Here is a 12,710-nt window from a genome sequence, read left to right as displayed (position 1 = left end):
GGTCGGTCGGCTGGCGGTGTGTCAGCTGGTGCGGCCCTTGGCGTCGAAGCGGCGCATGCGGTCCAGGACGGTGTCGGCGGTGGGGTCGGCGAGTTCGTCGACGATGCGGCCGTCGGCGAGGAAGACGACGCGGTCGGCGTAGGCGGCGGCGACGGGGTCGTGGGTGACCATGACGACGGTCTGGCCGAGTTCGCGCACGGAGTTGCGGAGGAAGGAGAGGATTTCGGCGCCGGAGCGGGAGTCGAGGTTGCCGGTGGGTTCGTCGGCGAAGATGATGTCGGGCTTTCCGGCGAGGGCGCGGGCGCAGGCGACGCGCTGCTGCTGGCCGCCGGAAAGCTGGCTGGGGCGGTGGGAGAGGCGGCCGGAGAGGCCGACGGTGTCGACGACGCGGTCCAGCCAGGCCTTGTCCGCCTTGCGGCCGGCGATGTCCATCGGGAGGGTGATGTTCTCCAGCGCGGTGAGCGTGGGGAGCAGGTTGAAGGCCTGGAAGATGAAGCCGATGTGGTCGCGGCGCAGCTGGGTGAGCTGCTTGTCCTTGAGGCCGACGAGTTCGGTGTCGCCGATGGTGGAGGAGCCGGAGGAGACGGTGTCGAGGCCGGCCATGCAGTGCATGAGGGTGGACTTGCCGGAGCCGGAGGGGCCCATGATGGCGGTGAACTCGCCCTGGGGGAAGGTCACGCTGACGTTGTCCAGGGCGACGACGCGGGTCTCGCCCTCCCCGTAGACCTTGTTCAGGCCGGTGGCGCGGGCGGCCGCCCGGCCGGTGCGGACGGCGGTTGCGGTCGACGTGGTCACGGGGGTGCTCCTTGGGGTCGCGGGCTGCGGGAGGCGCCGGAGAGGGCCGGAAGTGGTCGGACGGCCGGTCCCCGGGGGGCTTCCGGCCGTACCTCCATGCTCCGGCACGTGATCGCGGTCATGCGTCGCTCCGCCGGACGGTTGGCCTGACCACCGCTGGGAGTACGCCCAGGTGAGCCCCTCCTCCTGCGGTATGACACCAACCCTGAGCAGGGACCCGGTGGCCGGATCGCGTGCCTCGCGTGGCCAAATCACGAACTGTTCGTCAGATGGCAAGGAAACATGACAACTTCCCCGGCTGGGAACATGCGAAAGGGCGATGTGGGCGACTAGGCTCAGGGGTGGTCCCGGTGAAGGTGGAGCACATCGCCTCCGAATCACCGCCGGGGCTGCTCCACGGGAAGCCCGGATGGTGGAACGCAGACACGGGCAGCTTAAAACTGCTTGGCCGTGAGGCCGTGCCGGTTCGAGTCCGGCTCCGGGCACCGACCGACCCCGCGGGGGCGCCGAACAGAGGCGTCCCCGCCGGGCTTCGTTCACCGGATCCTCCTCGCGGCGTATCCCCATATTTTTGCCAAGCCATTACCCTTGTCGTTCGGGCGGTGCAGTGCCGCCACGGAGGGAATGAGCAATGAGAAGCAGCAACCCGGTCTTCTCGCGGGAGGGGTCGTTCACCCGCGAGCCCGGCTACGCGGGTTTCGGCACCCCACAGACCCCGCAGGCCGGGAGCCCGCACGCCGGAAGCCCCTACGGCCAGAGCAACCCGTACGGTGACAACCCGTACGGCAACAACCCGTACGCCCAGCAGGTGCCGGGCCAGGGTCCGCTGACGGACGAGCAGCTGGTCGAGATGTACCGCGCGCCGTCCGCCGGTCCGCTGTCGACCGGGCGGATGACGCTCGACGACGTGGTCGCGCGCACCGCGATGACGCTGCTCACCCTGGTCGCCTTCGGCGCGCTCGCCTGGTTCGTGCTGCCGGCGCGGAACTTCGGCTTCGCCGGTGCCGCCTCGCTGATCGCGTTCGTGGTCGGCCTGGTCATCACCTTCAAGCCGACCGTCAGCCCGCCGCTGATCCTGCTGTACGCGGCGCTGGAGGGCTTTGCGGTCGGTGCGGTGACGCACGTCCTGAACTCCATCTGGGAGGGCATCGCGATCCAGGCGGTGCTGGGGACGGCGGCGGTGTTCGGGGCGATGCTGTTCGCGTACAAGTCCGGCCGGATCCGGGTCACCCCCCGGTACACCCGGATCGGCATCGCGATCGGCATGGGCTTCGCGGTCCTGCTGATGGTCAACATGCTCGCGGGGATGTTCGGCTCCGGACTGAACCTGTGGGCCGGTCCGCTGGGCGTGGCGGTCGGTCTGATCGGCATCGCCATCGGCGCCTTCTACCTGTCGCTGGACTTCAACGAGATCGAGCGGGCGATCGCCCAGGGCGCGCCGCAGAAGGAGGCCTGGCGGGCCGCCTTCGGGCTCACCCTGTCGCTGGTCTGGATCTACATCGAGATGCTGCGGCTGATCGCGAGCCTGCGCGGCGACGACTGATCACCGCGCCGTCGGTGCACTGCCGCCGGGCCCCGGAGCTCTCCGCTCCGGGGCCCGGCGGCTTTTGGTTAGGCTCACGGCATGCCTGATGCACAGCCCCTGGTCGAAGCCGTCGACGCCCTGGCGGACCGTTTCCGCTCGATGCCGCAGAGCAAGCTGCTGGGCGCCGTACCCGGGTACGAGTCCCGGGCGGCGGCCGTGCTGGCGCTGGCGCGGCGGCTGGCCGCGCTGGCGCTGGAGGCGGAGGGCGGGCCGGCGCGGGAGTTCCCGGACGCCGGGGCGTTCGCGGCGGGCGACCAGGTGGCCGTCGCCGGGCACGACCTGGCGGCCGCGCTCGCGGCGCTGCCGGAGGGTGACGGGGCGTCCGCGGTGCTGGCCGGTGCGGTGGCGGCGGTCGGCGAGACGGCGGCGCTCTGCGCGTGAGCGTGGTGCGGTTGCCGTACGGCGCGGTGGCGGGTGCGAGGGCCGGGTGCGGGGGCCCGGACGTGAGGGCGGGGTGCGGGGCCGGACACGGCGAAGGCCGCCCGGATCGGTAACCCCTTGATCCGGTCGGCCCTCGGGAGCGGCGGGAGTCGTCAGATGCTGGCGACCACCCGGTCGGCGAGCACGTAGACGGCGTCCTCGTCGGTGGAGAAGGTCAGCGAGTACGAGCCGGAGAACCGCGAGCCGCCGAGCAGCCGGACGTCCTCGCCCGCCCGGACGGCGTCGATCAGCCGGTACGCGGCCTCGCGGTCGCCGGGGGCGACGCAGAGCGTGGTGCCGTCGGCGAAGGCGTACACGTCCAGCGTGCCGAGCGGGCCGGGACGGACGTCCACCAGGGCGACGCAGTCCTCGGCGAGCGCGGTCAGCCGGGTGTCGGTCCACTCGCGGGACGGGGCCTGGCTGGGCACGAAGTCGGGGTGCGAGGGGTGGCGGCGCGGGTCGGGAGCGGCCGCAGGCGCGTCCTCGACGGCCGGTTCGGTGTCCAGCAGTCCGGCCTCCAGGCCGGTGGCCAGCAGGTCGGCCTCGCGCCGGGCCCGGGCGTCGCCGCCGCTCCCGTCGGCCGGGTGGGCGGCCGGGTGACCGGCGGGGTGACCGGCCGGGTGGCCGGGGCGCAGCGGAGCGCCGCCCTCGGTGCCGGGCCCGTCGGCCGGGCCCGCGCCGCCGTCGTTGATCAGGTCCTCCAGTGCGGAGCGCAGCGCCTCGCCGAACTCCGGGTCCATGGTCCCGGAGTTGTCGGCGGCGTCCTGCGGCCCGGTCGGCCGGGGGAAGAAGAGCGGCCACTCGTCGGTGGTGCCGAGCACGCTCGCGAACGGGGAGTCGAACAGCGGCGCGTCCTCGGCCGCGCGGGCCTCCTGCTCGGCCCAGAAGGCCCGGGCCTCGGTGATCTCCCGCTCGCGGTCGGCGGCGAGCGCCTCGGCGACGGCGCGGCGTATCGCGGCCTCGTCGACCGGTGCGGGCGCGGCGGCGGCCGCGGCCTGCGCGTCCAGCCGGCGGGAGATTCCCCGGAGGTGGAGCAGTACGGCGGTCGACGCGGCGATCAGGACCAGCAGCAGGATGGTGTAGACGGCGCTCACGGAACGTACTCCTAGGGAGGAGTGGAACGGGGTTACGTCTCCACACTGCCGCATACGGGGCTGTTACCGCAGTGGCGAATGTCTAATTTGTCCGTGAGTTTCGCCCTTGTCCCCAAATTGTTAGGTAACACCGTTCTACGCAGCGGAGTTGATCCGCTCCGCACTGTCGATTTCCGGTCCGGATCCGAAAGAAAAGAGGGCCGGATCGACCTCTCGGTGTGATCCGGCCCTCAATTACGCACTGTCACTCCAAATGGGTGGTCTGGACCGCCCGGGATTGACAGCCGGGGGCGCCCCGGCGGAGACGCCCCCGTGTCGGGTGACGCCCAGGGGTCAGCTGAGGCGCTCGATGACCATCGCCATGCCCTGGCCGCCACCGACGCACATGGTCTCCAGACCGAACTGCTTGTCGTGCCACTGCAGGGAGTTGATCAGGGTGGTGGTGATCCGGGCGCCGGTCATGCCGAAGGGGTGGCCGACCGCGATGGCGCCGCCGTTGACGTTCAGGCGGTCGAGGTCGACGCCCAGGTCGCGGTAGGACGGGATGACCTGCGCGGCGAAGGCCTCGTTGATCTCGACCAGGTCGATGTCGCCGATGGACAGCCCGGCGCGCTTGAGCGCCTGCTTCGAGGCCTCGACCGGGCCGTAGCCCATGATCTCGGGGGAGAGGCCGCTGACACCGGTGGAGACCACCCGGGCGAGCGGGGTGATGCCCAGCTCGCGGGCCTTGGTGTCGGACATGATGACCAGGGCCGCGGCGCCGTCGTTCAGCGGGCAGCAGTTACCGGCCGTGACCGTGCCGTCCGGGCGGAACACCGGCTTCAGGCCGGACACGCCCTCCAGGGTCACGCCGGCGCGCGGGCCGTCGTCCGTGCTGACCACGGTGCCGTCCGGCAGCGTGACCGGGGTGATCTCGCGCTCCCAGAAGCCGGCCTTGATGGCGGCCTCGGCGAGGTTCTGCGAGCGGACGCCGAACTCGTCCTGCTCGGCGCGGGTGATGCCCTTGAGCGCGGCCAGGTTCTCCGCGGTCTGGCCCATCGCGATGTAGGCGTCCGGCACCAGGCCGTCCTCGCGCGGGTCGTGCCACTCGCCGCCGCCCTCCTCGGCGCGCTTGGCGGTGCGGGCCTGGGCCGCGTCGAACAGCGGGTTCATGGTGCCCGGCATGCCGTCCGAGGTGCCGTTGACGCTGCGCGAGACGGTCTCGACGCCGGCCGAGATGAAGACGTCGCCCTCGCCGGCCTTGATCGCGTGCAGTGCCATCCGCGTGGTCTGCAGCGACGAGGAGCAGTAGCGGGTGATGGTGGCGCCCGGCAGGTAGTCCATGCCCATCTGGACGGCCACGATGCGGGCCAGGTTGTGGCCCTGCTCGCCGCCGGGCAGGCCGCAGCCCAGCATCAGGTCGTCGATCTCGCGCGGGTCCAGCTGCGGCACCTTGGCGAGCGCGGCCTGGATGATGTGCGCGGTCAGGTCGTCCGGGCGGACGTCCTTGAGCGAGCCCTTGAAGGCCCGGCCGATCGGCGAACGGGTGGCGCTGACGATGACGGCTTCGGGCATGGCGGGCTCCTCGCTGGGTGACCTTCGGACTGTCCTTCGGGCTGGGGCGCCCGGGCGGCCGCCCGGCCGGGGCCGGTCGGACGCGGACGTCCGGGAGGAAAGTTACCGCCTGGTAGGTCAGGCGTCACCCGCCCCGGCGTGTGAGCTGGCCGACGTGTTCCCGTCCTGCGCCGCAGGTCCCGCCGCCGGGCCCGTCGTGGGGCCTGCCGTGGGGGCCGCCGGCGGGCCTGTGGTGGGGTCCGCCGCAGGGTCCGTCACGGGTCCCGCCGTGGCGGCCTCCACCGTCCAGGCGGCGGGCAGGCCGATCCGCAGCCGCTGCCGCAGCAGGGCCCAGCGCCGGATCGTGCCCTCGGCGCCCACCGCCGTCACCTCGGTGCCGGACCGGCCGGCCGCGGCCGCCGCGGCCACCGCCACCGGCAGCACCGCCTCGCCCGGGACCGGGCCGGCCGGCCGCTCCTCCTCCGGCCAGAGGCCGAGCACGGCGCAGAGCGAGGGCAGGACGGCCATCGCCGCCGTCGCGTAGCCCTGGGCGGACGGGTGGTAGCGGTCGGCGGCGAACATCTCCGGGCGCGCCGCGAACTCCGGCCCGAGCAGCGAGCCCAGCGACACCGTCCGGCCGCCCGACTCCACCACGGCGATCGTCTGCGCGGCGGCCAGCTGCCGGCTCAGCCGCCGGGCCACCCAGCGCAGCGGCGGGCGCACCGGCTTGATGGTGCCGAGGTCCGGGCAGGTGCCGACCACCACCTCGCAGCCGTTGGCGCGCAGCGCCGCGACCGCCTCGCCGAGCTGGCGCACCGCGACCTGGGCCGGGCTGTGCCGGGTGACGTCGTTGGCGCCGACCATGATCACGGCGATGTCGGGGCGGTGCCGGAGGGCCAGCTCCAGCTGGCCGGGGAGATCGCCGGAGCGCCCGCCGGAGCGGGCCACGTTGACCAGCCGGACCGGCCGCTCGGCCACCGAGGCCACGCCCGCGGCGAGCAGTGCGCCCGGGGTCTCGCGGGCCCGCAGCACGCCGAGGCCGGCGGCGGTGGAGTCGCCGAGGAAGGCCAGGACGAGCGGCGGCTGCGGGTCGGTGCCGTCGGCGAAGGCCTCCCCGTAGACGCCGTCCGCCTTGGGCGGGTCGCCCTCCAGCATGCCGATGGCCTGGATGGCGAGCTTGCTCTCGGTCAGCAGCAGGCCGACCAGGCCCACCCCCAGCAGGCCGAGCCCCCCGCCGCCGTAGGCCGCCGCGGTGGCGATCCGGCGGGCCACCCGGGCCCGCGACTCCTGTGCCCCTGGCATCCGGTGCCCCCTTCACGGTCTCGTGCCGCCCCGACGGGGCCTCTCCAGTGCACCTGTACACCCCCTCCTACCCGCGTTGGCGGCGCGCTACGACGGTGGTGGGCCATCCGTGGGCGGGGGCGGACGGGGGCGGGGCGGGGAGAGGGGGGAGGAGCGCGCGGGGGCGGGTGTGGCGAGAGGGCGGGCTGGGGCCGGTGGCACGGCCTAGGCTTTGCAGTACCGAAAGCACAAGCACTCGCATGCCCACAGACCGGGAGGACCCCCGTGCGGTACCACAACTCGATCATCGACCTGGTCGGCAACACGCCGCTGGTCAAGCTGAACAAGGTCACCGAGGGCATCAGCGCGACAGTGCTGGCGAAGGTCGAGTACTTCAACCCCGGCGGCTCGGTCAAGGACCGGATCGCGATGCGCATGATCGAGGCCGCCGAGGCCTCGGGCGCGCTGAAGCCCGGCGGCACCATCGTCGAGCCGACCTCCGGCAACACCGGCGTCGGCCTGGCGATCGTGGCCCAGCAGAAGGGCTACAAGTGCATCTTCGTCTGCCCGGACAAGGTGTCCACCGACAAGATCAACACGCTGCGCGCGTACGGCGCCGAGGTCGTCGTCTGCCCGACGGCCGTCGCCCCGGAGCACCCGGACTCCTACTACAACGTCTCCGACCGCCTGGTCCGCGAGACCCCCAACGCCTGGAAGCCGGACCAGTACTCCAACCCGGAGAACCCCGCCTCGCACTACTACTCCACCGGCCCGGAGCTGTGGGAGCAGACCGAGGGGAAGATCACCCACTTCGTGGCCGGCGTCGGCACCGGCGGCACCATCTCCGGCACCGGCAACTACCTGAAGGAGGTCTCCGGCGGCAAGGTCAAGGTGATCGGCGCCGACCCGGAGGGCTCGGTCTACTCGGGCGGCACCGGCCGGCCGTACCTGGTCGAGGGCGTCGGTGAGGACTTCTGGCCGACCGCCTACGACCGCGACGTCGCGGACGGGATCGTCGCCGTCTCCGACAAGGACTCGTTCCAGATGACCCGCCGCCTCGCCAAGGAGGAGGGCCTGCTGGTCGGCGGCTCCTGCGGGATGGCCGTGGTGGCCGCGCTGGAGGTCGCCCGCGGGCTCGGCCCGGACGACGTCGTGGTCGTACTGCTGCCGGACGGCGGCCGCGGCTACCTGTCCAAGATCTTCAACGACGACTGGATGGCCGACTACGGCTTCCTGCCGTCCGCCACCGACGAGGCGCACATCGGCGAGGTGCTCGCCCGCAAGGACGCCATCGAGCACGAGGGCATCCCGCAGTTCGTCCACATGCACCCGAACGAGACCGTCGACGAGGCCGTGCGCGTGCTGCGCGAGTACGGCGTCTCGCAGATGCCGGTGGTCTCCCCGGGCGCCGGGCACCCCGACATCATGGCCGGCGAGGTGATCGGCTCGGTGGTCGAGAAGCTGCTGCTGGAGGGCGTCTTCTCGAACGAGATCCAGCTGACCGACACGCTGGACAAGGTGATGTCCAAGCCGCTGCCGGTGGTCGGCTCGGGCGAGACGGTCACCAACCTGATGACCGTGCTGGAGAAGGCCGACGCCGCGGTGGTGCTGGTGGAGGGCAAGCCGCAGGGCATCGTCACCCGCCAGGACCTGCTGGGCTTCCTCACCGCCCGCGCCGGGCACTGACGCCCGGTCACCCCGGCCATCCGCCCGGGTGGCTGAGGGTTCGTCCGCGGGCGAAGTGGTACACCGGCGTCACGTGCACGCAGCACGTGGTTAACAACCGTGCGTCATCGTGGTGACCACGGCGAGACGCCGAGCGGGACGGCGGCAACGTCCGGGAGCGGCTCCCCGGCGACCGCGGCCGTCCCCGGACACACCGGCCGGGCCCGACCCGGCAGGCCGTGTCCTCCCTCCGCGCCCGGCAACGGGCAGGAGGGCCTCACCGCAGGGGGCGCCGTCGTCCCGCCCCTGTCCGGCTCCGGCCGGTCGACAGGGTGCGGCGGCTCCTGCGGCGACCACCGCGCCACCAGGCGCGTCTCCGCGGCTCCCGGGTGGGGGAGCCCCGGCGGGGACGGCGGGCCGGTCCCTCTCCGGGGGACCGGCCCGGCGGTCGTTCCGCCCGCCGGCCCCCGGGGCCGGGCAGGTGGCAGCGTGCTGCGCGGGGCGGGCGGCGGTTTCCCGTACGCTCGCACGCATGACCAGCACTGAAACTTCCGGCCAGGACGCCCCGCGCTACGTCCGGCTCAGCATCGAGCTCATCGCCGAGATCACCGACGAGGGGGCGCTCAAGGCGGCGGCCCTCCAGCAGGTGGCCGACGACGAGTACCTCGACGACGACGAGCGCGCCCAGTCCGTCGAGGCCATCGAGGTGGACCCGTCGGGTTCGCTCGCCCACTTCATCGACCCGGTCGCGCTGCTCGGCGACGTCCCGGGCGTCGAGCTCGCCTCGGCGACCTGGGAGTCCGCGCAGACCGAGTTCGACCCCGAGGACGAGAGCTGGGAGTACACGGTGGAGGAGTCCGCCGAGTAGTCGCCGCCCCGCCACCACCGCACGGTGGGTGAACGCCCGGTCTGCCTTCGGCAGGTCGGGCGTTTTGTCCATATTTGGTAGGAAGTTGGGTCATCTCATACGATCGATTCCCATTGGTGATGGAACCGTGAAGGGGTAATTTGCGTTTCCGTATCCGTAATGCCCGGATGATCAGCAGGGAGAGCGCGACGTGACGACACGGGACGGTCAGGGCCGCGCGGCCGGAAGCAACTGGAGCCGGCGGGGCGTGCTGGCCGGTCTGATCGGGGCTCCGGTCCTGCTGCTGGCGGCCTGCAACGACACCAAGAGCGGCGAGAGCGGCACCGCGGGATCCCCGGGCCCCGGAACCGGCACCGCGTCCGGCGGCGCCACCGGCAGCGCCGACGGCGCGACCAGCGCGCCGAAGACCTCCGTGGCCGTCATCACCGTCACCCCCGCCGACGGCGCCACCGCGGCCAGCTTCAGCGACCCGGTCCGGGTCGCCGTCGCCGGCGGCACCCTCGGTGCGGTCAAGGTCGCCGACTCCGCCGGCAAGGCGCTGGCCGGCGAGCTCTCCGCGGACGGCACGAGCTGGACCTCGGCCACCGCCCCGGCCAGCGGCACCAAGTACACCGTCACCGCCTCTGCCACCGACAAGGACAAGCTGGAGGCGATCGCCAACACCGGCTTCACCACGGCCACCCCGGCCAACACCTTCGTCGGCTACTTCACCCCCGAGGACGGCTCCGTCGTCGGCGTCGGCATGCCGGTCTCGATCAACTTCAGCAAGCCGGTCACCGACCGCAAGGCCGTCCAGCAGGCGATCACCGTCATAGCCGAGCCGGGCGTCGAGATCGTCGGGCACTGGTTCTCCAGCACCCGCCTCGACTTCCGGCCGCAGGAGTACTGGGCCAAGGGCACCGTGGTCACCCTCAAGCTCCGGCTCAAGGACGTCGAGGGCGCCAGGGGCGTGTACGGCACCCAGTCCAAGGACGTCCGCTTCACCATCGGCCGCGCGCAGACCAGCGTCGCCGACCTCGCCGCCAAGAAGCTCACCGTCACCACCGACGGCCGGGTCAGCGCCGTCTACGCGATCTCCGGCGGCGCGCCCGATCACCGCACCTGGGGCGGCAGGATGGTCATCTCCGAGCAGTACCAGCAGACCCGGATGAACTCGCAGACCGTCGGCCTCGGCAGCGAGTACGACATCGCCGACGTGCCGCACGCCCAGCGGCTCACCACCTCCGGCACCTTCATCCACGGCAACTACTGGTCGCAGCCGTCGATCTTCGGCAGCCAGAACACCAGCCACGGCTGCGTCGGCCTCAGGGACGCCAAGGGCGGGCAGGACCAGGGCGTGGACGGCTACGCGTTCTACCGGAGCTCGATGGTCGGCGACGTGGTCGAGGTCGTGAACTCCGGCGACAGGACCGTCGAGCCGTCCAACGGCCTGAACGGCTGGAACGTGGGCTGGGCCGCCTGGAAGGCCGGCAGCGCGGTCTGATCCCGCCCGGCCGGGAACATCTCCTCGGCCCGCCCGGACTCCGGGGGCAGCGCGCGTTGGCCGGGTTCAGCGCGTTCGCCGCCGTCCCGCGGGCCCGGGCGGGCCGGCGAACGCGACGGCGGGAAACCGCCGGACGGCGGGCGGGCGCGGCGGCAGGGTGGACGCATGACGCCAATCACCGCCCCCGCCCTGGCCGTCCGCCCGGTCGACCCGGCCGTGCACCGCACCCTGCTGGTGCGCGACGACGCCGGGCGTCCGCCCGTCCGCTCGGTCGACGAGACCGGCGGTGCCCCGCTGCGCTGCTGCCTCACCCGGGCGCTGCCCGGCGACCGGATCGCCCTGGCCGGTTACGCCCCGCTCCGCCGCTGGGCCGCCGAGACCGGGGCCGACCCGGGCCCGTACGACGAGGTCGGCCCGGTCTTCCTGCACGACGGCCCGTGCCCCGGCACCGGACCGGGCTGGCCGGCCGGGTTCCACGACGGCGAGCGCGTGCTGCGCGCGTACGACCGGCGCGGGCACATCCTGGGCGGCGTGCCGGTCACCCCCGAGACCGCCGAGGCGACCGCCGCGGCGTTGTTCGCCGATCCGGAGGTGGCCGTGGTGCACGTCAGGGCGCTGCGGTTCGGCTGCTTCCTGCACGAGGTCCGGCGGGGCTGAGCGCGCCCGGCCGGACCGCGTGCCGGAACGGTGGCTCAGCCCTTCTTCGCGTAGTCGACGAAGCCCTGCCAGTCGAGCGCGACGCACGGCTCGTCGCCCAGCACCCAGGCGTCGTGGCCCGGCGGGCAGATCATGAAGTCGCCGGGGCCGAACTCGGCCTCCTGGCCGTCGTCCATCACGATCTTCATCCGGCCGGAGAGCACGTAGCCCATGTGGGAGGCCTGGCAGCTGTCGGTGCCGGCGAGCGGCTTGATGTGCTTGGACCACTGCCAGCCGGGCTGGAACACCGCCCGTCCGACACCGCCGCTCTCCTGGTTGACCAGGCGGAGCTCCCCCATGCCCGCCTCGAAGGGGCGGACCTCCTCGGGTTCGTCGAAGCTCTTGCGCACGAGACCGGCCATCGCTGCTCCTCGGGACGGCGCCGGCCCCTGCCACCGGCGTTCGGTGACAGGGGCCGGCGGACGGTTTCCTTCAGTCTGCGCCCGGAGCGCGGGCGCCGCGCGGCGTTAGTACTGCAACCGTCACGGTAAGGACCGTTGCAGTGCTAGCCCTCGGTGCGGGCGACGCCGATCGGGCAGCTGGCGCCGGTGCCGCCGAGACCGCAGTAGCCGTTCGGGTTCTTGGCGTCGGACAGGTACTGCTGGTGGTACGGCTCGGCCGGGTAGAACGGGCCTGCCGGGGCGATCTCGGTGGTGACCCCGCCCAGCCCGATCGCCGTCAGCGCGGGCTGGAAGGCGTCCCGGGTGGCGACGGCTGCCGCCGCCTGGGCGGGGGAGTGGGTGTAGACGGCGGAGCGGTACTGGGTGCCGACGTCGTTGCCCTGGCGGTTGCCCTGCGTCGGGTCGTGCGCCTCCCAGAACGTCTTCAGCAGCCGCTCGTACGGGAGGACCGCCGGGTCGAACACCACCCGGACCGCCTCGGTGTGCCCGGTCAGCCCGCTGCACACCTCCTCGTACGTGGGGTTGGGCGTGTAGCCGCCCTGGTAGCCGACCAGCGTCGTCCAGACGCCGGGCAGCCGCCAGAACGTGCGCTCGGCGCCCCAGAAGCAGCCGAGCCCGAAGTCGGCCACCTCCAGCCCCTCCGGGTACGGGCCGGTGAGCGGGTTGCCGAGCACGGTGTGCGGCTCGCGCAGCGCGAAGGCCGGCGTCTCCCGGCCGGGCAGCGCCTGGTCGGCGGGGACGAGCGAGGACTTGTGGCGGTTGAACAGCACGGCCTGCTCCAGCGGGTCGGGATCGGTGGTGGCGCAGGTTGAAACGCGGACGGCCGCTCCCGGATTCCGGGAGCGGCCGTGGCGGGGCCTGATCGGGGCCTGATCCCGGGATCAGGCCC

12 protein-coding genes and 1 tRNA gene are annotated in these 12,710 nt (G+C 72.9%); 7 read left to right on the top strand and 6 right to left on the bottom strand.

The window, feature by feature from the left end; translation table 11 throughout:
* Positions 1-21 precede the first annotated feature (21 nt).
* The gene (locus ABZ885_RS05945) at positions 22-795 is read right to left on the bottom strand and encodes an ABC transporter ATP-binding protein (protein ID WP_360183816.1); all 774 of its coding nucleotides are present in this window, start codon (positions 793-795) and stop codon (positions 22-24) included.
* Between the two features lie 403 nt (positions 796-1,198).
* On the opposite strand from ABZ885_RS05945, the gene ABZ885_RS05940 reads away from it, so the two are divergent.
* From ABZ885_RS05940 to ABZ885_RS05930, 3 genes are all read left to right on the top strand, one after another.
* Positions 1,199-1,280: transfer RNA gene (locus ABZ885_RS05940), tRNA-Leu, on the top strand.
* A gap of 146 nt (positions 1,281-1,426) precedes the next feature.
* Positions 1,427-2,338 carry a Bax inhibitor-1/YccA family protein gene (locus ABZ885_RS05935; RefSeq protein WP_360183814.1) on the top strand — a complete coding sequence of 304 codons (912 nt, stop codon included), beginning with the start codon at positions 1,427-1,429 and terminating at the stop codon, positions 2,336-2,338.
* Positions 2,339-2,419: 81 nt separating this feature from the next.
* Positions 2,420-2,761: a hypothetical protein gene (locus tag ABZ885_RS05930; protein WP_360183812.1), complete on the top strand. Its 342-nt coding sequence runs from the start codon at positions 2,420-2,422 to the stop codon at positions 2,759-2,761.
* A 152-nt stretch (positions 2,762-2,913) separates the two neighbouring features.
* On the opposite strand, the gene ABZ885_RS05925 is transcribed toward ABZ885_RS05930, so the two are convergent.
* From ABZ885_RS05925 to ABZ885_RS05915, 3 genes are all read right to left on the bottom strand, one after another.
* Positions 2,914-3,894 carry a hypothetical protein gene (locus ABZ885_RS05925; protein WP_360183810.1) on the bottom strand — a complete coding sequence of 327 codons (981 nt, stop codon included), beginning with the start codon at positions 3,892-3,894 and terminating at the stop codon, positions 2,914-2,916.
* A 333-nt stretch (positions 3,895-4,227) separates the two neighbouring features.
* The gene (locus ABZ885_RS05920) at positions 4,228-5,448 is read right to left on the bottom strand and encodes an acetyl-CoA C-acetyltransferase (protein ID WP_360183808.1); all 1,221 of its coding nucleotides are present in this window, start codon (positions 5,446-5,448) and stop codon (positions 4,228-4,230) included.
* 117 nt (positions 5,449-5,565) lie between these two features.
* Complete coding sequence (locus ABZ885_RS05915) at positions 5,566-6,729, bottom strand: GDSL-type esterase/lipase family protein (RefSeq protein WP_360183806.1); 1,164 nt, start codon at positions 6,727-6,729, stop codon at positions 5,566-5,568.
* 264 nt (positions 6,730-6,993) lie between these two features.
* Here ABZ885_RS05915 and ABZ885_RS05910 point away from each other — a divergent pair, with 264 nt between their 5' ends.
* The 4 genes from ABZ885_RS05910 (at position 6,994) to ABZ885_RS05895 (ending at position 11,381) form a co-directional block, all read left to right on the top strand.
* Entirely contained in the window at positions 6,994-8,394 is a 1,401-nt protein-coding gene (locus ABZ885_RS05910) for a cystathionine beta-synthase (RefSeq protein WP_360183804.1), read from the top strand.
* Between the two features lie 511 nt (positions 8,395-8,905).
* Positions 8,906-9,241, top strand: coding sequence for a hypothetical protein (locus ABZ885_RS05905; protein ID WP_360183802.1), 336 nt, complete (start codon positions 8,906-8,908; stop codon positions 9,239-9,241).
* A gap of 190 nt (positions 9,242-9,431) precedes the next feature.
* Entirely contained in the window at positions 9,432-10,724 is a 1,293-nt protein-coding gene (locus ABZ885_RS05900; protein ID WP_360183800.1) for an Ig-like domain-containing protein, read from the top strand.
* A gap of 165 nt (positions 10,725-10,889) precedes the next feature.
* Positions 10,890-11,381 (top strand): DUF1203 domain-containing protein, encoded by a 492-nt coding sequence (locus ABZ885_RS05895; RefSeq protein WP_360183798.1) that lies wholly within the window; start codon positions 10,890-10,892, stop codon positions 11,379-11,381.
* A 35-nt stretch (positions 11,382-11,416) separates the two neighbouring features.
* Here ABZ885_RS05895 and ABZ885_RS05890 read toward each other — a convergent pair whose 3' ends face one another.
* Entirely contained in the window at positions 11,417-11,782 is a 366-nt protein-coding gene (locus ABZ885_RS05890) for a cupin domain-containing protein (protein ID WP_360183796.1), read from the bottom strand.
* Between the two features lie 143 nt (positions 11,783-11,925).
* Positions 11,926-12,591 (bottom strand): peptide-methionine (S)-S-oxide reductase MsrA, encoded by a 666-nt coding sequence (msrA, locus tag ABZ885_RS05885; RefSeq protein WP_360183794.1) that lies wholly within the window; start codon positions 12,589-12,591, stop codon positions 11,926-11,928.
* Between the last annotated feature and the right edge of the window lie 119 nt (positions 12,592-12,710).

The sequence above is a fragment of the Kitasatospora sp. NPDC047058 genome (assembly GCF_040643935.1).
Classification (GTDB): Bacteria; Actinomycetota; Actinomycetes; order Streptomycetales; family Streptomycetaceae; genus Kitasatospora.
The sequence above is the reverse complement of the archived record's forward strand: the minus strand, read 5'-3'. Positions and strand labels throughout refer to the sequence as shown.